Genomic DNA, 21,659 nt, shown 5'->3' with positions numbered 1-21,659 from the left:
GGTTAACCTGAAATTCAACAGGTCAACGGACTCTCCATCATGAAAACGCTTTCGCCCCCGCTGAACATTGAAGATGATCCACGCTGGTCCGCCGTTGTCGCCCGCGATCCACGGGCGGACGGTCAATTTGTCTACGCCGTGAAAACCACTGGCATCTATTGCCGTCCGAGCAGTCTGGCGCGCCTGCCTAAACCGCAGAATGTCGAGTTCTTCGACACAGCCGAAGAGGCCGAGGCAGCGGGTTATCGCCCCAGCAAACGGGCGAGCAAGGATCAGAGCGACGTGGCCGCGCAACATGCCGCGACCGTAGCCGCTGCATGCCGGCAGATCGAAACCGCCGAAACCCTGCCAGCGCTCAACGAGCTGGCGGACGCAGCAGGCTTGAGTCCCTTCCATTTCCATCGGGTATTCAAAGCCGCCACCGGCCTGACGCCCAAAGGGTACGCCGCCGCTCACCGCTCGCGCAGAGTGCGCCAACGATTGGCGGGTGGCGACTCGGTGACCGATGCGCTGTACGACGCCGGCTTCAACTCCAACAGCCGCTTCTATGAAGCCGCTGATCAGTTGTTGGGGATGAAACCCGGCGACTTCCGGGCGGCGGGGCAGAACAACGACATTCGTTTTGCGGTCGGTCAATGTTCGCTCGGCGCGATTCTGGTGGCACAGAGTGCCCGGGGGATCTGCGCGATTCTGTTGGGGGACGATCCCCATCAACTGGTCTGCGACCTGCAGGATCAGTTTCGCCGCGCCAACCTGATTGGTGCCGACGCCGGGTTCGAGCAACTGATTGCCCATGTCGTCGGCTTCATTGAAACGCCGGCAATCGGTCTTGATCTGCCACTGGATGTGCGGGGCACAGCGTTTCAGGAGCGGGTCTGGCAGGCGCTGCGCGAAATACCGGTTGGCAGCACCGCCAGTTACGCCGACATCGCCCAGCGCATCGGCTCGCCAAAAGCTGTACGTGCGGTGGCCCAGGCTTGCGGCGCCAACAGCCTCGCAGTGGCGATCCCTTGCCACCGCGTGGTCCGCAGCGACGGCAACCTTTCCGGCTATCGCTGGGGCGTGGAGCGCAAGCGTGAGCTGTTGTCCCGGGAAACGCAGCCTTAGCGGATGCCGATGTAAATCGCCACTGATTCGGGGCCAAGGTAGGCCTCGAAGTCAGTGGCGTAACGCCGCTGAATCTGCGGATTGGCTTCGAAGTGTTTCCAGATCCGGCCCCAAGTGGCAATGACCGCATCGGGCAATGCGCCCTGTCCCTGGAACACCAGATACTCGCCGCTTTCGATCCGAAGGGTTTCGAATTCAGTCTGCGGATTGGCAACCGCAACACCCGCCGTCACATCGAACGCACCCGAAGCATCCGATTCATAAGCCGAGTACACCCCGTAAATCGGTGACTCGCTCAGCTTGCCAGGAATGGCATCCGCCAGGTTCTTGCTGAAAAACTGCCTCCACATCGGGCCGATTTTCGCGGTCTCGGCCTTGTGTTCTGCGGCGTTGGTGGTTCGAACACGCAAGCCTGAAACCGTGAACGACTCAACGTGCTGTTGTTGTAGATCCATCGAAGTGCCACTCCCTTTTTTTGAAGTGCGACCCGGCAGGTCCGCGATGGCGCTTAATGTGTCAGCGATTGACGTCCACGACAACCCGTCCGCGCAACTGTCCGGCGAGCAATTTCGGAGCAGCTTCGATCGCCTCGCTGAGGTCGATTTCGTGACTGATCAGGGGCAACAAGGCGAAATCCAGATCCTTGGCCAGACGCTTCCAGGCCTCGATTCGACGCGCCTTGGGCTGAGTTACGCTGTTGACTCCAGCCAGCGTCACACCACGCAAGATGAACGGGGCCACCGACGCCGGGAAATCCATGCCCTGAGCCAGACCACACGCCGCGACGGTGCCTTCAGCGCGGGTGCTGGCACAGGCGTTGGCCAATGTGTGGCTGCCGACCGAATCAATGACCGCCGCCCAACGTTCCTTCGCCAGTGGCTTGCCGGGTTCGGACAAGGTCGCGCGATCCATGATTTCGCTGGCGCCCAACTGCTGCAGATACTCATGCTCCGACACCCGCCCGGTGGACGCCACCACGCGATAGCCCAGCTTGTGCAACAAGGCGATTGCAAAGCTGCCAACCCCGCCATTGGCGCCGGTAACCAGCACTTCGCCCTGTTCTGGCGTCACGCCATTTCGCTCGAGCGCCATGATGCACAGCATCGCCGTGTAGCCCGCCGTGCCGATGGCCATGGCTTGTGCGGCGGAAAACGCCTCGGGTAGCGGAATCAGCCAGTCGCCGTTGAGTCGGGCCTTTTGAGCCAGGCCGCCCCAGTGGTTTTCACCCACGCCCCAGCCGTTGAGCAACACCTGGTCGCCAGCCTTATAGTCGGGATGCGAACTGACCTCGACCGTACCGGCCAGATCGATCCCCGGCACCATCGGAAACTTGCGCACCACCGGGCTGCTGCCGGTAATCGCCAGCCCGTCCTTGAAGTTCAGCGTGCTGTACGCGACGCGAACAGCCACATCGCCGTCGGGCAACTGCTGCTCGTCGATTTTCTGCAGGCTGGCGCGATAACCGCTGTCGTCTTTGTCGATCAGAATGCCGTTGAACATGATTGCCTCTCAGGAAATGAATTCAGGGTCTCGTGGCATTCAAATACCACATCGCAACATTTTGCCCCACTCGACTTTCCGCCAATCGCTGAAACCGGCGGGTGATTCCAGATCGGACGACTATGCTTTTTCGACTGCTTCCAGTTATCCCCGAGAAGCCTTTGTCGATGGAGCTGACAATGTCCCGCGCCCGCCCTTTTTTTGCATGGCTGATGCTCTGTCTGTTGGCATTCAATACCGCTTGGGCGGCGCCTGCCGCCAAGACAGCAGAAGCGGCTGCCGTTGAGCCGACATGGCCGCAAGTCATCACCAGCGGCAAGTCAAAACTCACCGTGTATCAGCCGCAGCTCGACAACTGGGACGGCTACACCTTGCAGGCTCGCGCCGCCGTCGAGGCCACCGGCGCCGACGACAAGTCGACTTACGGCATCGTCCAGTTCAGCGCTCACACACTGGTCGACAAAGCCACCCGCTGGGTCATGCTCGACCAGTACAAAATCATCAAGGCGGATTTCCCTGCCAATGCAAGCCAGGCAGAGACGTGGATCACGACACTGCAAAACGATGCGGCCAAGCGCAAGAAAACCATTTCACTCGATCAACTGGAGGCCGCCGTCGGTGTACTGGCCGCCGAGCAGAAAGTCGACACGGCGCCACTGGAAAACGCGCCGCCGACCATCCTCAGCTCGGATGTGCCGGCCATGCTGGTCTATATCGACGGTGATGCCGTGTTTCGTCCGGTCAACGGCACCGAATTGCAACGGGTGATCAACACTCGCCCTCTGCTGCTCAAGGACGCCCAAGGCAAACATTATCTGCATGTGTTCGATGGCTGGATGGTTGCCGATCAATTGACGGGGCCCTACACCCTACTCTCATCACCTGCGACGAATCTGGAAAAAGCCAAGAAAGCGGCGATCGAGAGCCGGCAGGTAGATCTGCTCACCGGGCAAAGCGACCCGAAGGACAAAGTACCGAGCCTGGCCAAACCGCCGCAGCCGAAGATCTTCGTGGCCACGACCCCGACCGAGCTGATCGTCACTGACGGTGCGCCGCAGTGGCTGCCGATCCAGGGCACGCAACTGCTGTACGTCAGCAACACGACCGGGCACATCTTCAAGGAAATCGGCGATCAAAACAGTTATGTGCTGATATCCGGCCGCTGGTTCCGCGCCGGTGACATGAACGGCCCGTGGACATTTACCCCGGCGGACAAGCTGCCGGCAGACTTCGCCAACATTCCCGACGACAGTCCGAAGGAAAACGTCAAAGCCTCGGTCGCCGGGACGCCCCAGGCCAAGGAGGCGGCCATTGCCGCCAGCATCCCGCAGACGTCGGCGATCAAGAAAAGCGCGGTAAAAATGACTGCACCACAATTCGACGGCGAGCCTCAACTCAAAGCCATCAGTGGGACCCCGCTTCAATATGTGATCAACAGCGCCACGCCGATCATCCGGATCGACAACAACAGTTGGTACGCCGTGGAGAATGGCATCTGGTTCGTTGCCACGGCAGTCGGTGGTCCCTGGACCGTGGCCAGTTCGGTGCCGGCGGTGATCTATTCGATACCACCGAACTCACCGATGCACTACCTCACTTACGTCAAAGTCTATGAGTCCAGTGGCGACACGGTCGTCGTCGGCTACACGCCGGGCTATCAGGGATCGACGCTGGATCCGGCGACCGGTGTTGTGGTTTACGGTACCGGCTATCCGTACACACCATGGATCGGCAGTGTCTGGTACGGGCCGCCGGTGACTTACGGCTTTGGCGTCGCCATCCGCTATACGCCGTGGACTGGCTGGACGTTCGGCTTCGGGTTCGGCTGGAGCTGGGGCGGCAGCACTGCCGCCATGGGCTGGGGCTGGGGCGCCTATCCATGGTGGGGTAATTACGGTTGGGGCTACGCGTGGGGACCACACTTGTATCCGGCGCCATTGGCCTGGGGCGGCGCAGCCTACGGTTATCACGGCGGCGCCGTCGCATGGGGCCCGGGCGGGTGGGCCGGCACGACCGGCAACATTTACCGGCAATGGGGTGATCGGGCGACCGTCAGCCGCTATGGCGCAGGTTACAACGCCTGGACCGGCAACCGCTGGGCCGGTCAGGTCGGCTCCTCCTACAACTCACGGACCGGGATTGCGACCGCAGGTCAGCGTGGCGCGGTACACAATGTCTACACCGGCAACTATGCGGCCGGTCGCAGCGGTGAAGTGGTGGGGCCCAACGGCGGTGCGATTGCCGGGGGGCGGGTAACAGCGGGCAATGCCCGTAATGGCACTCAGGTCACTGCCAATCGTGGCGCCGTCTACAACCCGAACACCGGCAACACCACGCAGTACGGAGGGATTCACGGGCGTAACAGCGGCGCCGCACGAGTTGGCGACAACGTGTATGCCGGCCACGACGGCAACGTCTACAAGAAGACCGATGACGGCTGGCAGTCGATGGTCAAGGGCGGAGAAGCCCGCGCACCGGCCAACAACAATGCTCAGTTACAGAACCTCAACCGCGATTCTGCGGCGCGCAATGTGGGTAACCAGCGACTGAACAACTTCCACAACTCTTCGCAGTTCATGAACCATTCATTCGGTGGAGGGGGCGGTGGTGGATTTCATCGACGCTGATCCGAATCCCGCTCGGCTACAAATCTCGGCTGGCCCTGCACCCGGTTTTGCTGGTAAAAAAACCGGCTTCAGCTTCTCTGCCCTGCTTTGTCCTTCGGAGTCTTTTCCATGAACCAATGGCCAGATACGCGCATTCTTGACCTGCTCGGCATCGAACTGCCGATTATCCAGGGCCCTATGGCCGGTGCCACCAACTCGTCAATGGTCATTGCGGTGTGCAACGCGGGCGGCTTGGGTTCGATGCCGGCGGCGATGCTGAGCATCGAGCAATTACGCGAAGAACTGAAGGCCATCCGTCAGGGCACTGACAAACCGTTCAACGTCAATTTCTTCTGCCACCAGCCACCGGCCGCCGATGAACAGCGGGCACGGGACTGGAAGAATCTGCTGGAACCCTACTACCGCGAACTGGGTGCTGACTTCGATGCACCGACGCCGGTATCCAACCGCGCACCTTTTGATGCAGCCGCTTGCGAAGTACTTGAAGATTTTCGTCCTGAGGTGGTGAGTTTCCACTTTGGCCTGCCGGAAAAATCCCTGCTGGACCGGGTCAAGGCCACCGGGGCGAAAATCCTGTCCTCGGCAACCAACGTCGACGAAGCCGTCTGGCTGGAACAGAACGGTTGCGACGCAATCATCGCCATGGGCTACGAGGCCGGAGGGCATCGGGGCATGTTCCTCAGCGATGACCTGAGCAGCCAGGTGGGAACCTTTGCGCTCGTTCCGCAAATCGTCGACGCGGTCAAAGTGCCCGTGATTGCTGCCGGTGCGATCGCCGATGCACGAGGCGTTGCAGCGGCATTCATGCTCGGTGCATCTGCTGCTCAGGTCGGCACGGCTTATCTGTTTACACCGGAGGCCAAAGTCAGCGCTTCTCATCACAAGGCGCTGCGCACCGCGAAGGACAGTGAAACCGCTATCACCAACCTGTTCACCGGGCGCCCGGCACGGGGGATTCTGAATCGAGTGATGCGTGAAGTGGGACCGATGTCGGACAAAGCGCCAGCGTTTCCGTTGGCTGGCGGAGCTCTGATGCCGTTGCGCGCCAAGGATGAGGCTGATTTCAGCAACCTCTGGGCTGGTCAGGCGTTTACGCTGGGCAAGGAGTTGAGCAGCGCTGAACTGACTCGGCAACTGGCCGAGGGTGCGCTGGCGAAACTGACCCGGTAATACATGAGGCATGGGTGAAGGATTTCATCCCCTCACCTGCCCGCCTGAAACCAGGTCTTTCCGTTTAGCGGCATTTCGCTATATATTCAACTATATAGCGATTCACCCCTCGCATCGGCGCAGTCTACCCTTCCAACAATAACTGCCCACTGCACTTGCCAACAACGGAGCCGTTACATGACCATTCGTGCCTCACGTTTTGCCCCTACCTGCCTGGCCTCCCTGCTGGCGGTATTCGCCGTCGGTGCTGTTCAGGCGGATGAAGTGCAAGTTGCCGTCGCGGCCAACTTCACCGGACCGATCCAGGCAATCGCCGCCGATTTCGAAAAAGACACCGGGCACAAACTGGTTGCAGCCTACGGTGCCACCGGGCAGTTCTACACCCAGATCAAAAACGGCGCGCCATTTGAAGTGTTCCTCTCGGCCGACGACACCACCCCTGAAAAACTGGAAAAAGAAGGCGACGCCGTCAAAGGTTCGCGCTTCACCTACGCCATCGGCACCCTGGCGCTGTGGTCGGCCAAAGAAGGTTACGTCGACGCCAAAGGCGACGCTCTGAAGAAAAACGAGTACCAACACCTGTCCATCGCCAACCCGAAAACTGCACCTTATGGCCTGGCTGCCACCCAGGTGCTGGAAAAGCTGAAACTGACTGATGCAACCAAAGCCAAGATCGTCGAAGGCCAGAACATCACCCAGGCCTACCAGTTCGTTTCCACCGGCAACGCTGAGCTGGGCTTCGTTGCCCTCTCGCAGATCTACAAGGACGGCAAAGTCAGCAGCGGCTCGGCATGGATCGTTCCGGCGAGCATGCACGACCCGATCAAACAGGACGCTGTCATCCTGAACAAAGGCAAGGACAACGCGGCGGCCAAGGCGCTGGTTGATTACCTCAAAGGCCCGAAAGCCGCTGCGGTCATCAAGTCCTACGGTTATCAGCTGTAAATGTCGCTGACGAGTGCCGATTTCGCGGCGATCTGGCTGACCCTGAAACTGGCGTCCCTGACCACCGCGATCCTGCTGGTGATTGGTACTCCAATTGCCCTGTGGTTGTCGCGCAGCCAATCCTGGTTGCGCGGCCCCATCGGGGCGATTGTCGCCCTGCCCCTAGTGTTGCCGCCGACCGTTATCGGCTTTTATCTGTTGCTCGCGCTAGGCCCCAATGGCTTTCTGGGTCATTTCACCCAATGGCTTGGGCTCGGTACGCTTACGTTCAGTTTCACCGGGCTGGTGATCGGTTCGGTGCTCTATTCCATGCCCTTTGTGGTGCAGCCGTTGCAAAACGCCTTCTCCGCCATCGGCACTCGCCCACTGGAAGTGGCCGCGACATTGCGCGCCAATCCCTGGGACACTTTTTTCAGCGTCATCCTGCCGCTCGCACGTCCCGGCTTCATTACGGCGGCGATCCTGGGTTTCGCCCATACCGTCGGTGAGTTCGGCGTTGTACTGATGATCGGCGGCAACATTCCCGACAAGACCCGGGTGGTCTCGGTACAAATCTACGACCACGTCGAAGCCATGGAATACTCACAAGCGCATTGGCTTGCCGGTGCGATGCTGGTGTTTTCGTTTTTGGTGTTGCTGGCGCTCTATTCCAGCCGCAAGTCGCGCGCAGGCTGGGGTTGATCGATGATTGAAGCACGCTTGAAACTCGCTTACCCCGGCTTCGGCCTGGATGTCGACCTGCACTTGCCCGGTCGCGGCGTGACCGCGTTGTTCGGGCAATCGGGTTCCGGCAAGACCACCTGCCTGCGTTGCATTGCCGGACTTGAACGGGCTTCGCACGCCTTTGTGCAAATCAACGACGAAATCTGGCAGGACAGCGAGAAAGGCGTCTTTGTCCCGCCACATAAACGTGCACTCGGCTATGTTTTTCAGGAAGCGAGCCTGTTTCCGCACCTCTCGGTGCTGGCCAACCTGCAATTCGGACTCAAGCGGATTGCCAGGAATCAGCGCCGGGTCGACATGGCGCAAGCCACTGAACTGTTGGGAATCGGCCATTTGCTCGAGCGTAATCCGCAGCATCTGTCCGGCGGAGAGCGACAGCGCGTCGGCATCGCCCGGGCGCTTTTGACCAGTCCGAAACTGTTGCTGATGGACGAGCCGCTCGCGGCCCTCGACAGTCAACGTAAAAGCGAAATCCTGCCTTACCTGCAACGGCTTCACGACGAACTCGATATCCCGGTTCTGTATGTCAGTCACGCCCAGGACGAAGTCGCGCGCCTGGCCGATCATCTGGTACTGCTCGACGACGGCAAAGCGCTGGCGAGTGGTCCGATTGGTGAAACCCTGGCGCGCCTCGATTTGCCACTGGCAATGGGCGATGACGCAGGTGTGGTGATTGAGGGCCAGGTCATTTCCTACGATCACCACTACCAATTGCTATGCCTGCAATTGCCCAGCACGAAGTTGAGCATTCGCGTGACTCACTCCCCCATGGAGATTGGTCAGACGCTGCGCTGCAAAGTGCAGGCTCGCGATATCAGCCTGACCCTGCAAAACACCGAGCAGAGCAGCATCCTCAATCGACTGCCGGTAACGGTGGTCAGCGAAATGCCCGCCGACAATGCCGCTCATGTGCTGATTCGCCTCGATGCGGGTGGTACGCCGCTGCTGGCAAGAATCACCCGGTATTCGCGGGACCAGTTGGGCGTGCATGCCGGTCAACAATTATGGGCGCAGATCAAGGCCGTCGCGGTGCTGGCTTAAATCGGTCGGCACGACTGCCATGGCATGCGGTCAATCGCTGTAACAGCCCGATTGCCGCCCAGGAACCCCGCCATGCCCGATACAGCGCTGACCGATGTGTTGCCTTCGAACCTGCATTACGTCGATGACACCCAGCCGGGACTCACCCGCAAAAAGCTGCGCGGCAAGTTCTGCTACTTCGACGCAACTGGCCAGCGCATCCGCGATCCTGACGAAATCAAACGCATCAATGCGTTGGCTGTGCCGCCGGCCTACACCGATGTGTGGATCTGCGCGGACTCTCGCGGCCATCTGCAAGCCACCGGCCGCGATGCTCGCGGGCGCAAACAATACCGCTATCACCCACGCTGGCGCGAAGTCCGCGATGCCGACAAATACTCGCGACTGCGCGAGTTCGGCATGGCGCTGCCGAAGCTGCGCAAACAACTGGAAGTGCTGCTGGACGCACCGGGGTTCAGCCGCGACAAAGTCATGGCCACGGTGATTACTTTGCTTGATGCCACGCTGATCCGCGTCGGCAATACTCAATACGCACGAGACAATAAATCCTATGGGCTGACTACTCTGCGCAATCGGCATGTCGAGATCAATGGCAGCGCGATCCTGTTCCAGTTTCGCGGAAAGAGCGGTATCGAGCATCAAATCACCGTGAAAGACCGGCGCCTGGCGCGGATTATCAAGCGCTGCCTGGAAATCCCGGGGCAGAACCTGTTCCAGTACGTGGATGAACACGGTGAGCGGCACACCGTCAGTTCCTCCGACGTCAACTCTTACCTGCAAACCCTGACCGGCGCGGACTTCACCGCCAAGGACTACCGGACCTGGGCTGGCAGCGCCCTCGCCCTGTCGGTGCTGCGGGAGTTGCAATGGGAATCGGAAGCCGAAGCCAAGCGGCATGTGGTGGAGATGGTCAAAGGTGTAGCGCGACAACTGGGCAATACGCCAGCAGTGTGCCGCAAATGCTATATCCACCCGGCCGTGGTGGAGCATTTCATGCTGGGCGCGCTGGCGGATCTGCCAAAGCCGAGGATCCGCAAAGGTCTGCGCAAGGAGGAAGTGGCCCTGGCGTTATTCCTTGAGCGCATGTCTGACATGGCTTGAAGCCGTCGGAGGTCTCGACTAGACTAACGAGCTTCCCCTCCCAAGGACGACCGCAGAAGTGAACAACTAAGCCTTCAAAAATGTAATCGCGACACGCCTTCAAAGGCGCTTGTCAGTGTTCCCGACATTTTTTGGAGGTGCCGATGACTCACGTCTCGCGTACGCCTGCCCTCGTATCCCTGAATCAGCTGGGTTTCCAGTTCGCCGATGGCGAGACGATTTTCGATGCACTCAATTTGAAGTTCAATCAAACGCCAACCGCCATCGTCGGACGCAATGGTGTCGGCAAAAGCGTATTGGCGCGTTTGATTGCCGGGCATTTGCAGCCAACTGAAGGAACTGTGACCCGCACGGTGGCGACAACTTATGTGGCGCAAAACCGTGTCTCGGTGCGAGGCCAGACAGTCGCAGAGACCACGGGCAGTGCAGCCATTCTTCAGGCACTGGATCGATTGAATCAAGGTAACGGATCGGCCGAAGATTTCGACCTCATTGGCGAACAATGGGATTTGCCTGATCGCTTGGCGCGATTTCTCGATGAGGCCGGGCTGAGCGGCGTTGAGCCCTCTGACTTGACCGAAAAACTGAGTGAAGGCCAGCAAGCCCGTATCGCGCTGATTGGCGCCTTTTTGAGCCAGGCACCGTTGCTGATCCTTGATGAGCCGACCAATCACCTGGACAAAGGTGGGAGGCGATGGCTGATGACCGCACTGGAACGATGGAACAGCGGGCTGATCGTTGTCAGCCATGACCGCCAATTGCTCGATGGCATGCAACGGATTATCGAACTCAATGGAGCTGTGGCAAATGACTTCGGAGGCAATTACTCGGCATTCCGTGAGCATCAGCGGATCCATCAAGCGGCGGCACAAGCACGCCTTGATCAAGCCCGAAGCGAACGCCAGCGCGAACGCGGGCGGTTGCGGCACGAACACGACGCGATACAACGCCACGCATCCAACTCCCGACGCAAAGCCGAGACCGCCAACATTGCCAGTTTCGAATATGTTGCGATCAAAGGCGCCGCCCGGGAAATCATGGGGCATGTCCGACAGAGTCATCAGGCACGCAAGGCCGAGCTCGATTCCCGGGTTCGGGAGGCCTTCGCCAAGGTGCAGCCAGAAGACAGCGTGCTGGTCAACTTGCCCGGAAGCACCGTGCCGAGCAACCGCCAGGTCTGCACGCTAATTGAAGCCAGGCTGCCGTGGCTGCCGCACGAAGCGGCGACGAGCCGCCTGAGCTTGACGATCCATGGGCCGATGCGAATCGCTATCAGCGGCCCCAACGGGTGCGGGAAATCAACCCTGCTGAAGGTGCTCGCCGGCCAACTGGCGCCTGTCGACGGGGTCGCCGCGACTCACGTGTCATTCGCGTTTCTTGATCAACAATTGGCTCAACTGGACGATCCGCGCTCGATCATCGAACAGTTGATGATGCAGGGGGTGACCGTGGACGAAGGCACGCTGCGCAGCAACCTCGCTCACCTGCAACTGGATGCTCGTCGCGCCACAGGATGTTGCGCTTCATTGAGCGGTGGCGAACGTCTGAAAGCCGCACTGGCGCTGGCATTGTGGAGAGCAGACCCCGCGCAGTTGCTGTTGCTGGACGAACCGACCAATCATCTGGACATACCCTCGGTGGAAGCTTTCGAGCGAGCCTTGCAGACATTTCCAGGGGCAATAGTTGCCGTTTCGCACGACCAGGACTTCCTCAAGGCGCTGCAACCGACTCACTCTCTGAACTGGCATCGTTCGGGGTGGATACTTCAACCGACGAACTGACCTGACTATTTTTTGCACGATTTGTCAGGGCTTCTATAGTTGATCTGATATGAATCAGCTGCGGTGCGCCATGGAAGACATATTCGTCGTGAAGTGTTGCAACAAGATCATCATTCACGGTCGCCGCGCAGGAGAAAGTCTCCACGAACCCGCCGAGGCCATCAGTTGGTATCGCATCAATGACACGCGAACCGGCGGTTTCATCGGAGATGGCTACGATCTGGAAGAGGATGCCCGGCGAGAATGCCAGCGACTGAATGCCGCCAGCTCGCGGGTGACGGCCAGCGAGTCTTCGGGCTGATAGCTGTCATTTACGGGTCTATACTCAAATCAGCTGAAGGAGCAGCGCCCCAACGGCAGAGAGCTCGCGCTTCGCGGGCTTTTTGCTGCCACAGAGCGGTTTGTTGAACGGAGGTGTTCCATGTCCGAAAGAGAGTCCATCACCACTCTCCTCACCTTGCTCGATGCCCGGGAGGCGCGCCTCGCGGCGGCCTGTAAAGAGATCGCCGACTGGGTCGATCATCAAGGCGGGCACCCGACCGCCCTGCGCATTCGCGATCGTTTGAACGACATCGAAAAAGATGCTCCGCTGATTCGCAGCACCCTGTCATCGCTCAAACCTGTAGACCGGCCGCTGCCACGCTTCAGGTGATCCGCTGACTTGTGCAAAGCTTGCATAAAAGAACGTCCTTGGCGGTGAGAGGTCAAACCCTTTGCACGTCACCAAGGAGGCGTCTCATGGTCATTCATCTCAAATTCGACGGACACCTGGGCTGTGGTCACTAGGGCAACAATCTCAGCTCCAGCCCCGAACTCAATCGCGTCAGATGCCGCAGCTGCCACAATACTGTAGTGGTCAACTAATCCCGGACACGACGTTAAGTTTTTTCTCGGCCTAGCTGGCGCCAGCCCACCGTTGAATTGATGAGGCCGCATCCAGTTGTACCGATGCATCAGGTAATGGCTGATGTCTCGGTGCGCTTCGTGAGCCGTCATGTAGCCCACGGTCGGTATCCATTCAGTTTTCAAACTGCGAAACACGCGCTCCATCGGCGCATTATCCCAATAGTTCCACGACGGCTCATGCTCTGGCGCATGCGGTAACGCCAGAGCCGTTGGCGAAACTGACGGCTGCCATATTGCGAGCCCTGATCCGAGTGAAACATTAGCCCTTGAGGCCTCCCTCGCTCATAAGCCATATCCAGCGCCTTGACCACCAGATCCGTATCTGGTTTGTTCGACAGCGCCCAGCCTACAATTCGGCGCGCGTAGAGATCCAGGACGACCGCCAGATAATGCCATTTCCCTTGAGCCCAGATGTAGGTGATATCGCCACACCAGACCTGATTGGGTGCTGGCACATCAAACTCTCGATTCAAGATGTTCGGAATATCAGGTCGCTCAACCGTCGCTTGTTTATAGGCATGCGATCCCGGTTGTTTGCTGACTAACGCCAGTTCCCGCATCAGACCACGCACCTTGAACCGCCCGATTTTCTCGCCGCCTTACCGCATTATCGACACGATGCTGCGGCTACCGGCGGCGCTTCGACTTTGCGTAAACAGTTCATTGACCCGACTGCGCAACCGAAGCCGTTCAACATCCGGAGTTCTGCGTCTGAGGCGGTGGGCGTAGTAGCACGAGCGCGTGACATCAAAGACTGCGCAAAACCAATCGACCGGCTCTCAGGCGCTCAACTGATCAATCAGCGTGTGCGCTCGTGCTCTTCCGACATCAAGAGCGCGGTAGCCTAATGAGATGATCACCCCCACACCCATTGAGGGACGCTTTGGACCTGTTCTACCTAACAGGCCAGAGGATCGCAGACACATTGAAAATGGATGAGCGAGATATAAAAGACAGAAAGCTCTCCGTTCAGCAAGGCAAGACTGGGGCTAAACGAAGGATCGAGATCATTGGTGAGCTCAAAGTCGTAATCGATCGAATCATGACACGAAAGGCTGGACACAAAATCAGATCAACACGTCTGGTAGTTACCGACTCTGGGCAGCCAATGACGACCAACATGCTCAGAAAGCCGTTTGATGACGCCAGGGAAGCAGCCGGAATTCCAAAAGCAGAATTTCAGATGCACGACCTAAGAGCAAAAGCGGCGACGGATAAGGAGGAGTCAACAGGGAGCATCCGAGAAGCTCGGGACCAGCCAGGGCATACAACCGTTGGGATGACAGAACAGTACATTCGAATGGGCAAGGAGATGAAGGTTACCCCTACGAATTGACTGACAGTCACGAATTGCGGAAAAAATTTTTTGATTGCGAAAAAAGAACTAAGGGCTTGCATGAGGTATGTCATGCAAGCCCTTGATATTTATGGTGCCCGAAGCCGGAATCGAACCGGCACGCCCTTACGAGCGGGGGATTTTAAGTCCCATGCGTCTACCAGTTTCGCCATTCGGGCGGTAGCGCGGTACTGCGTTGCCCTGATGCCGGTTCACAATCCTGACAGATTGGTGCCCGTACAGCAGAGGGGGAAATATATACATCACTCCCCTGTGAAGCAAGTTGGCAAAGGCGTTTTTAAAGACTAAATCTTTCAGCACAATGCAATAAAAAAAGCTCCGTAAATCATGGATCTACGGAGCTTATTTATAGTGGAGGCCGAGGTCGGAATCGAACCGGCGTAGGCGGATTTGCAATCCGCTGCATAACCATTTTGCTACTCGGCCTCAAAGCTTTTGTTGTCAGTAGCGCAACAACAAACGCTGTACAAACTTGGAGCGGGAAACGAGACTCGAACTCGCGACCCCGACCTTGGCAAGGTCGTGCTCTACCAACTGAGCTATTCCCGCTTGGTGTGGCGCATTCTATAGAAATCAGAAGCGCCGTCAACCCTTTGATTCAAAAAAGTTTTATTTCTTTTCAACATCGGTCTTCAGATGCGGCCAGGCAGCCCGAAGGTATTGAACCATCGACCACAAGGTCAGGCCTGCAGAAACCATCAGCAACGTGTAACCGATGAAAACCCAGAAGCTGAAAACCTTGGGGTTAGCCAGAAGGATCACCAGTGCAAGCATTTGCGCAGCGGTTTTCCATTTGCCCAGGTTCGATACAGCCACATGAGCCCGCGCACCAAGTTCGGCCATCCACTCACGCAACGCCGAAACGACGATCTCGCGACCGATGATGACGGCCGCCGGCAACGTGAGCCACAGATTGCCGTGTTCTTGCACCAGCAACACCAGTGCAACAGCAACCATCAGTTTGTCAGCGACAGGATCCAGAAACGCTCCAAACGGAGTGCTTTGCTCCAGTCGTCGCGCCAGATAGCCATCCAGCCAGTCCGTTGCCGCCGCGAAGGCAAAGACCGAACTTGAGGCCAGATAACTCCACTGGTAAGGCAGATAGAACAGCAAAATGAAGATCGGGATGAGCAGGACACGGAGAACGGTAATCAGATTAGGGATATTCATCGGCACAACTGGCTACGAGGTGAATGGGCATTCTACTCACTATGCAGGTTTGCATAAATCGACTCTGCTAGCTTTTTGCTGATCCCCGGTGCTTTGGCGATCTCTTCGATGCTTGCACGAGACAGCTCCTGCAATCCACCAAAATGTTTCAGCAAGTCCCTGCGACGGGTCGGACCTACGCCCGCCACGCCTTCCAGCGTTGATGTACGACGGGTTTTGCCACGACGCGCACGGTGTCCGGTGATTGCAAAGCGGTGAGCTTCATCACGAATCTGCTGAATCAGGTGCAACGCAGGTGAGTCGCCACGCAACGTGAATTCATGCGCGGCATCATTCAGATACAAAGTCTCGAACCCTGCCTTGCGCGTCGCGCCTTTTGCAACGCCCAGCAGGATCAGGTCCGGCACAGCCAGTTCGTTGAGCACATCACGCGCCATCGACAACTGCCCTTTGCCGCCGTCCACCAACAGAATGTCCGGCAACTTGCCCTCACCGTCCTTCAGCTTGCTGAAGCGCCGGGTCAACGCCTGGTGCATGGCGGCATAATCATCACCCGCCGTCACGCCTTCAATGTTGTATCGGCGGTAATCCGATTTGATTGCCCCTTCCGGCCCGAACACAACACAGGACGCAACGGTCGCTTCGCCGCTGGAATGGCTGATGTCGTAGCACTCCAGGCGCTGCGGTGGCTCGTCCAGCTTCAACACCTCGGCCAACGCCTCGAAACGGGCCGCAACGTGCTGGCGGTTTGCTAGCCTCGCACCCAGCGCCTGTTCGGCATTGGTCACGGCCAGCTGTTGCCAGCGCGCCCTCGTACCGCGAACCCGATGACTGATGGACAGTTCGCGCCCGCGCAGTTCCTGAATCGCTTCGATCAATGTGGGAAAGTCTTCATGAACGACGTTGACGATCAGTTCACTTGGCAAATCCCGCTCGGGGCTGCTGATGAAATACTGGCCAAGAAACGCAGCCATGACTTCGGCAACATCTTCCTCGATCCCGACCTGCGGGAAAAAGTTCTTGCTGCCCAGAACCCGCCCTCCCCGCACGCTGATCAAATGCACGCAGGCGCCTCCGGGGTTGACAAAGGCTGCGATCACATCGATATCGCCAGTCCCGCCTTCCATGCTCTGCTGATCCTGGACCCGACGTAGCAATGCAATCTGATCGCGAAGCTCGGCAGCACGTTCGAACTCAAGGTTGATTGCAGCCTCTTCCATCGCCGTGGACAGTTCATTAGTCAGTGCATGACTGCGCCCCTCGAGGAACATCACCGAGTGCCGCACGTCTTCGGCGTACACCTCGGGCTCTACCAGCCCGACACAGGGAGCCTTGCAGCGCTTGATCTGGTACTGCAGGCACGGACGCGTCCGGTTCTTGTAGTAGCTGTCTTCGCACTGGCGCACGAAGAATGCCTTTTGCAGAAGGCTGAGGCTTTCGCGGATTGCCCCGGCACTCGGGTAAGGCCCGAAGTACTTGCCCTTGGCCTTCTTGGCACCGCGATGAATGCTCAGGCGAGGGAATTGTCCGTCAGACAGAAACACATACGGATAAGACTTGTCGTCGCGCAACAGGATGTTGTACGGCGGCCGCCACTCCTTGATCAGTGTTTGCTCAAGCAACAGGGCTTCTGTTTCATTGGCGGTAATGGTCGTTTCGACCTGGGCGATTCGCCCGACCAGCGCGGCGGTTTTGGGCGCCAGCCCGGTTTTCCGAAAGTAACTGGCCAGGCGCTTTTTCAGATTCTTGGCCTTGCCGACGTACAGCAGACGCGCATCGCTGTCGAACATGCGGTAAACGCCAGGCCGCCCACTGACAGTCGACAGGAAGGCGCCGGAATCGAATGTTTCAGTCATGGTCAGAGGCTGGCATCAACCATGCCGTGACGAACTGCCAGAAGCGTCAGCTCGACATCACTGCTGATCGAAAGCTTCTCGAAAATGCGGTAACGGTAGGTGTTTACGGTTTTTGGCGACAGGCACAATTTGTCGGAAATGATCTGCACCTTCTGGCACCCGACAATCATCAAGGCAATCTGGATTTCCCGCTCCGACAAGGCATCGAACGGAGAATCGTTGGTTGGCTGGAAGGACTTGATCGCCAGTTGCTGGGCAATTTGCGGACTGATGTAGCGCTGACCGGCAAAGACCAGGCGGATGGCCTGTACCATTTCCGGCAATCCGGCCCCCTTGGTCAGATAACCCGCGGCGCCCGCCTGCAGCAATCGGGTAGGAAACGGATCCTCTTCGCACACGGTGACTGCAACCACCTTGATGTCCGGATGGCTGCGCAACAGTTTGCGCGTGGCCTCCAGGCCGCCGATGCCAGGCATCTTGACGTCCATCAGCACCACGTCTGGCTTCAGCTCACGGGCCTTGATGAGGGATTCTTCCCCGGACTCGGCCTGGCCAACCACTTGCAGGCCATCGATATCGGCCAGCATCCGAGTAATGCCCGTACGAACGAGATCATGGTCATCGACCACTAGCACCCTAATCAAGCAGACACCTCGCGATATGGTCTTATTGGGATGCCGGACACCTTAGCAAAAAGTGCCAGACAGACCTAGCGGCAAGCAGCATATAAAAAGTTTCAATTCATCATTCAGGGCTTGCCGGCCGTGCGTTTCAGAGCACACGTGTACTGAATTCGAGATGCATCCTCAGGAAACACTCGTCCTCGCCCTGCACAACCATTCCCTTTCTGCGATACAGGTTTTGCGCCGGATTGTTCTTGAACACTGTCAGTCGCAATGCCGGGCGACACTCAAGGTGTGCAATTGCAACAACCTGATCGATCGCCCAGGAACCTGCACCTTGTCCCTGAAATCCCCCGCAGACCTGCAATTCGCGAATGTACAAAGCGCGGGCATCACGACTGAGGCTGAAATAGCCTACTGGCCTGCCATCGCATTCGATCATCCAGTTTTCGCGCCCGGCCCACGCGATATCGAAAGCTTCGTCCTGCCACAGCAGATCGTAGCTGATGTAATAGCGGAGCATGTTCTGGCAGGTAATTTCTCGCGTAAACGCCAGGTCATCGGGCGTCGCCGGTCGCAAATGAAACCTTGTTTGCACATCCACAACCTTCACGCCTTGCCCTCCCCTGATGCCAACCTCGACGCGACTCAACCTCGAACCGCTGAAAACGGCAGAGTGTGTCATAGCTTGCCGAAGGCTCAACCGATAGAGGACGTCTTGTACCTTCGATAGCATTTTCTGATTGCTGACGCGCATCGGGCTCTAGTAAGCTCGGCGCATTAATCGGAGACACATCATGTTCAACGCCCTTGCACAGCTTCTTGCCACCAGCGCCCAGCGCTCGGTTGCGGCTGCGCGCGTGAACGACATTTGCGCTCCAGCCAGCAGCTTTTATTTTGGGTATTGGTTTAGCCACTGGCGCGCCTGATACCCACACGGCGCCCATATAGACGGGTCGCCTACCAGAGAATTCTCCCCCCCCGGTCGGCCTCCCGACCGGGGGTTTTGTTTTTTCAGGCCCAGAACTTTCAGCGACACACCAGACATTTGAGGAATCACGACATGAACTACGCCACCTATTACCGCTACGACAGTTTTACCGCCTGGCGATTTAGCAGCCTCCGCTCGGGACAACCTGCCGCCTCCGATCGGTCACCCACAGGTGGCAAGCCAACACACGTAGCCAATACGGCCAACTGTCGAACACCCCAATAGGGCCGAGTCGGCGGGAAAGACCCGCGACCAGCCCAGGAAGACCGAATATGAACTCGTCCGTTTCTGCTCTGCCACTGTCCACCCTGAATCCGGCCAACGAAGCATTGACCCTGCGTCTGCCCAGTTCGCTACAGCTCAAGCAGCAATTACCCCTGAGCAATGCCTTGAGCCAGCAGGTTGCCAATCACCGCCAGGCCATCCGCGCCATTCTCAACGGAGAAGACCACCGTTTGCTGGTAGTCGTCGGCCCTTGCTCCATTCACGATCCCGAATCAGCGCTCGAATACGCCGACAAACTTGCCCGCCTGGCCAATGACGTCAGTCAGGAAATGCTGCTCGTTATGCGTGCCTACGTCGAAAAACCCCGCACCACCGTCGGCTGGAAGGGTCTAGCGTACGATCCCCACCTGGACGGCAGCGATGACATGGCTGCCGGCCTGACGTTGTCACGCGAACTGATGCTGAAAATGATCCGCCTCGGCCTTCCCGTTGCCACCGAACTTCTGCAACCCATGGCTGCTGGCTACTTCGACGACCTGCTCAGCTGGGTTGCCATCGGTGCGCGAACAACTGAATCACAGATTCATCGCGAGATGGCGAGCGGACTGAGCATGCCAGTCGGCTTCAAGAACGGCACCGATGGCGGCGTCTCCATTGCCGTCGACGCAATGCGCTCGGCTGCTCATCCACATCGCCATTTTGGCGTAGACAGCCAAGGCCATCCGGCAATCATTCCGACTTCGGGCAACCCGGATACCCACCTGGTCCTGCGCGGCGGCCATCAAGGGCCGAACTACGATCGCGCGAGCGTATCCCGAATTCATACCGAACTGAGCCGACTGAAGATACCGAGCCGGATCATGGTCGATTGCAGCCACGCCAACAGCGGCAAGGACCCTCTTCGTCAGCCGGACGTTTTCAACGATGTGCTGGAGCAGCGCCTCCAGGGAGACCGTTCACTGGTCGGAATGATGATCGAGTCGCATCTGTTCGAAGGGTGCCAGCCATTGAGTGGGTCGTTGCGCTACGGCGTCTCGGTTACGGATGGCTGCCTGGGCTTCGCTGCCACGGAACGTCTGCTGCACGATGCTGCGGAGCGTCTTCGGAATCCGTCCCTGGTCTGAATATGAACCAGCCTTCCGGAGCATGCCTGCCCGGAAGGCCGCTTGATCAAGTCTGCACGTTCAGCAGTGCCACATCGGATAACTGACTGACATCATCCAGTCGCTCAACCGAATAGGACACTCGAACAGCCGTACCGACATGCTCGCGCCAAAAGCGATAGGGAACGATAAACACCAAGGGCTCAATCTCCATTCCGCTGGTTATTTCCCGATCATCGCGATGAAAGTAGTGCTCGCCATCGCACCTGAGATAAACCAGTTCACCAACCTCTACCTGCGCATCGCTGATCACTACGCTGACGCCATCAATGGTTTCACATACGTCCAGCATCCCTTCCCGTGCTTCAAGCACTTGTGGTGCAGCCAGTGCGCCGCGCACCAACGGAGCAACGATGATTTTCCTGGAGCCCGATTCGCGCAGCGCTCCAGTATTTTGTTCGATGACATATCGAACAAGCACTTCACTGCCAGAATGCGGGATGATGAATCGAGGATCGACACCGAACACCAGCGGCGTTCCGACAGCAAAGGATTCGACGATCAAGCTGTCCCGGAATGAGGCGTGCTCTGCAGCCCCCTGCCAGAACAACTGCACTCGATCACCCACCGACATCCCGGCATAAGGCTGGAAAGTGACAGTTGTGCCTCCGTTGACGCGCGCCGGATCAAGATGCCCGCCAACGGCATCGTCGACCATGGGCGGCAACAGACTGTATAGAACGTCCCCAACATTCAGCTGAGTCCTGACGGAGTTGACGGGCAACAACCATTTCATGCTGCTCAACGTCCAGAACACCTCCAGCGAACCGCCATCCAGCGCAGCGATGTGAGGACTTCTGATGACAAAAACGATATCCCTCCCCAGCTGAGCTTCGCTGATCGATCGCGCGAACTCCTGTCGATACGGTAAACCCTCGATATCGAGACCATGCCAGCTCAGTACCACTCTGTCACCGCATGCCATATCGGAATATGGCGCGATCCGGATGACGACCCGACTCAACGAAGGGTCAAGGACACCTCCTTCCACCGCTTCGAGGGTAACCGCGGGCATTAAATCCGACGGCTCGCGCAGACATTCGTGCCCCGATGAGCCGATCGTTGTTACGGCTAAAACATTGCCCCGTGTCGCTTCTTGCGCGCTCTGCCTGTTCATTCGTAGCTCCACTCCCTGGAAACGCCCTGCAGCTCGTTGCTGCGTCGAAGAGCCTCTATTCAATCAGTCAGACACGAAAAATGATGTCGTCCATCTACACCGTGCTCCGGCGGCAATCGCATCGCAATCGGTAGGCAATTACAGAACAAATACATTGGACGAGACAAAAGACGTCCAGATATTCCGATCCGGATTTCAAACTTTGAGGATATTTCCTGCGCACACCGACCCAGTTTCCGCCGCCCGAGACAGACGC

The 21,659-nt window shown here is 58.2% G+C and carries 19 protein-coding genes, 3 tRNA genes and 2 pseudogenes; 13 read left to right on the top strand and 11 right to left on the bottom strand.

Annotated features, from left to right (window positions below):
- The first annotated feature begins 39 nt into the window (after positions 1 to 39).
- Complete coding sequence (ada, locus tag NH234_RS14385) at positions 40 to 1,107, top strand: bifunctional DNA-binding transcriptional regulator/O6-methylguanine-DNA methyltransferase Ada (protein WP_367253143.1); 1,068 nt, start codon at positions 40 to 42, stop codon at positions 1,105 to 1,107.
- Here ada and NH234_RS14380 read toward each other — a convergent pair.
- The gene (locus NH234_RS14380) at positions 1,104 to 1,562 is read right to left on the bottom strand and encodes a GyrI-like domain-containing protein (RefSeq protein ID WP_367253142.1); all 459 of its coding nucleotides are present in this window, start codon (positions 1,560 to 1,562) and stop codon (positions 1,104 to 1,106) included. The genes ada and NH234_RS14380 overlap by 4 nt on opposite strands.
- A 61-nt stretch (positions 1,563 to 1,623) precedes the next feature.
- Positions 1,624 to 2,607: an MDR family oxidoreductase gene (locus tag NH234_RS14375; RefSeq protein ID WP_367253141.1), complete on the bottom strand. Its 984-nt coding sequence runs from the start codon at positions 2,605 to 2,607 to the stop codon at positions 1,624 to 1,626.
- Positions 2,608 to 2,786: 179 nt separating this feature from the next.
- Between NH234_RS14375 and NH234_RS14370 the strand changes: the two genes are divergently transcribed.
- The 9 genes from NH234_RS14370 to NH234_RS14330 all read left to right on the top strand — a co-directional run bounded on the left by NH234_RS14370 (position 2,787) and on the right by NH234_RS14330 (position 12,647).
- Positions 2,787 to 5,234 carry an autotransporter gene (locus tag NH234_RS14370; protein ID WP_367253139.1) on the top strand — a complete coding sequence of 816 codons (2,448 nt, stop codon included), beginning with the start codon at positions 2,787 to 2,789 and terminating at the stop codon, positions 5,232 to 5,234.
- Between the two features lie 108 nt (positions 5,235 to 5,342).
- Positions 5,343 to 6,404 carry a nitronate monooxygenase family protein gene (locus NH234_RS14365; protein ID WP_085730793.1) on the top strand — a complete coding sequence of 354 codons (1,062 nt, stop codon included), beginning with the start codon at positions 5,343 to 5,345 and terminating at the stop codon, positions 6,402 to 6,404.
- 177 nt (positions 6,405 to 6,581) lie between these two features.
- The gene (modA, locus tag NH234_RS14360; protein ID WP_085730792.1) at positions 6,582 to 7,349 is read left to right on the top strand and encodes a molybdate ABC transporter substrate-binding protein; all 768 of its coding nucleotides are present in this window, start codon (positions 6,582 to 6,584) and stop codon (positions 7,347 to 7,349) included.
- Positions 7,350 to 8,030: a molybdate ABC transporter permease subunit gene (modB, locus tag NH234_RS14355; protein ID WP_367253137.1), complete on the top strand. Its 681-nt coding sequence runs from the start codon at positions 7,350 to 7,352 to the stop codon at positions 8,028 to 8,030.
- Between the two features lie 3 nt (positions 8,031 to 8,033).
- A complete protein-coding gene (gene modC, locus NH234_RS14350) occupies positions 8,034 to 9,113 on the top strand; it encodes a molybdenum ABC transporter ATP-binding protein (protein ID WP_367253135.1) in 1,080 nt (359 codons plus the stop codon).
- 72 nt (positions 9,114 to 9,185) lie between these two features.
- Complete coding sequence (locus NH234_RS14345) at positions 9,186 to 10,214, top strand: DNA topoisomerase IB (RefSeq protein WP_367253133.1); 1,029 nt, start codon at positions 9,186 to 9,188, stop codon at positions 10,212 to 10,214.
- A 143-nt stretch (positions 10,215 to 10,357) separates the two neighbouring features.
- Positions 10,358 to 11,995 carry an ABC-F family ATP-binding cassette domain-containing protein gene (locus tag NH234_RS14340; protein ID WP_367253131.1) on the top strand — a complete coding sequence of 546 codons (1,638 nt, stop codon included), beginning with the start codon at positions 10,358 to 10,360 and terminating at the stop codon, positions 11,993 to 11,995.
- A gap of 70 nt (positions 11,996 to 12,065) precedes the next feature.
- Positions 12,066 to 12,296, top strand: coding sequence for a hypothetical protein (locus tag NH234_RS14335; protein ID WP_085731257.1), 231 nt, complete (start codon positions 12,066 to 12,068; stop codon positions 12,294 to 12,296).
- A gap of 120 nt (positions 12,297 to 12,416) precedes the next feature.
- The gene (locus NH234_RS14330; protein ID WP_085730787.1) at positions 12,417 to 12,647 is read left to right on the top strand and encodes a hypothetical protein; all 231 of its coding nucleotides are present in this window, start codon (positions 12,417 to 12,419) and stop codon (positions 12,645 to 12,647) included.
- Between the two features lie 204 nt (positions 12,648 to 12,851).
- On the opposite strand, the pseudogene NH234_RS14325 reads toward NH234_RS14330, so the two are convergent.
- Positions 12,852 to 13,746 (bottom strand): annotated as a pseudogene (locus NH234_RS14325) (IS3 family transposase); the annotation flags it as partial.
- Between the two features lie 23 nt (positions 13,747 to 13,769).
- Here NH234_RS14325 and NH234_RS14320 point away from each other — a divergent pair.
- Positions 13,770 to 14,237 (top strand): annotated as a pseudogene (locus NH234_RS14320) (tyrosine-type recombinase/integrase); the annotation flags it as partial.
- Between the two features lie 92 nt (positions 14,238 to 14,329).
- On the opposite strand, the gene NH234_RS14315 reads toward NH234_RS14320, so the two are convergent.
- The 7 genes from NH234_RS14315 to NH234_RS14285 all read right to left on the bottom strand — a co-directional run bounded on the left by NH234_RS14315 (position 14,330) and on the right by NH234_RS14285 (position 18,520).
- A tRNA-Leu gene (locus NH234_RS14315) sits at positions 14,330 to 14,416 on the bottom strand.
- Positions 14,417 to 14,610: 194 nt separating this feature from the next.
- Positions 14,611 to 14,684: transfer RNA gene (locus tag NH234_RS14310), tRNA-Cys, on the bottom strand.
- A 47-nt stretch (positions 14,685 to 14,731) separates the two neighbouring features.
- A tRNA-Gly gene (locus NH234_RS14305) sits at positions 14,732 to 14,807 on the bottom strand.
- 60 nt (positions 14,808 to 14,867) lie between these two features.
- Complete coding sequence (gene pgsA, locus NH234_RS14300) at positions 14,868 to 15,428, bottom strand: CDP-diacylglycerol--glycerol-3-phosphate 3-phosphatidyltransferase (protein WP_085730785.1); 561 nt, start codon at positions 15,426 to 15,428, stop codon at positions 14,868 to 14,870.
- A gap of 32 nt (positions 15,429 to 15,460) precedes the next feature.
- On the bottom strand, positions 15,461 to 17,284 hold the full coding sequence (gene uvrC, locus NH234_RS14295; RefSeq protein WP_367253129.1) for an excinuclease ABC subunit UvrC: 1,824 nt from the start codon (positions 17,282 to 17,284) through the stop codon (positions 15,461 to 15,463).
- 2 nt (positions 17,285 to 17,286) lie between these two features.
- Positions 17,287 to 17,928, bottom strand: a complete 642-nt coding sequence (gene uvrY, locus NH234_RS14290) for a UvrY/SirA/GacA family response regulator transcription factor (protein WP_032829778.1) — start codon at positions 17,926 to 17,928, stop codon at positions 17,287 to 17,289.
- A 127-nt stretch (positions 17,929 to 18,055) separates the two neighbouring features.
- Positions 18,056 to 18,520 carry an N-acetyltransferase family protein gene (locus tag NH234_RS14285; protein ID WP_367253126.1) on the bottom strand — a complete coding sequence of 155 codons (465 nt, stop codon included), beginning with the start codon at positions 18,518 to 18,520 and terminating at the stop codon, positions 18,056 to 18,058.
- 184 nt (positions 18,521 to 18,704) lie between these two features.
- On the opposite strand from NH234_RS14285, the gene NH234_RS14280 reads away from it, so the two are divergent.
- Together NH234_RS14280 and NH234_RS14275 are read left to right on the top strand one after the other, a co-directional pair.
- Entirely contained in the window at positions 18,705 to 18,836 is a 132-nt protein-coding gene (locus NH234_RS14280; protein ID WP_256575974.1) for a hypothetical protein, read from the top strand.
- Between the two features lie 334 nt (positions 18,837 to 19,170).
- Positions 19,171 to 20,247 carry a 3-deoxy-7-phosphoheptulonate synthase gene (locus NH234_RS14275; RefSeq protein ID WP_085730783.1) on the top strand — a complete coding sequence of 359 codons (1,077 nt, stop codon included), beginning with the start codon at positions 19,171 to 19,173 and terminating at the stop codon, positions 20,245 to 20,247.
- 46 nt (positions 20,248 to 20,293) lie between these two features.
- Here the strand turns inward: NH234_RS14275 and NH234_RS14270 are convergent, their stop codons facing one another.
- Positions 20,294 to 21,403, bottom strand: a complete 1,110-nt coding sequence (locus NH234_RS14270; RefSeq protein WP_367253124.1) for a hypothetical protein — start codon at positions 21,401 to 21,403, stop codon at positions 20,294 to 20,296.
- Positions 21,404 to 21,659 lie beyond the last annotated feature (256 nt).

The sequence above is a fragment of the Pseudomonas sp. stari2 genome (assembly GCF_040760005.1).
Lineage (GTDB): Bacteria > Pseudomonadota > Gammaproteobacteria > Pseudomonadales > Pseudomonadaceae > Aquipseudomonas.
Note: the sequence above shows the minus strand (reverse complement) of the source record. Positions and strands in the feature narration are given on the sequence as shown.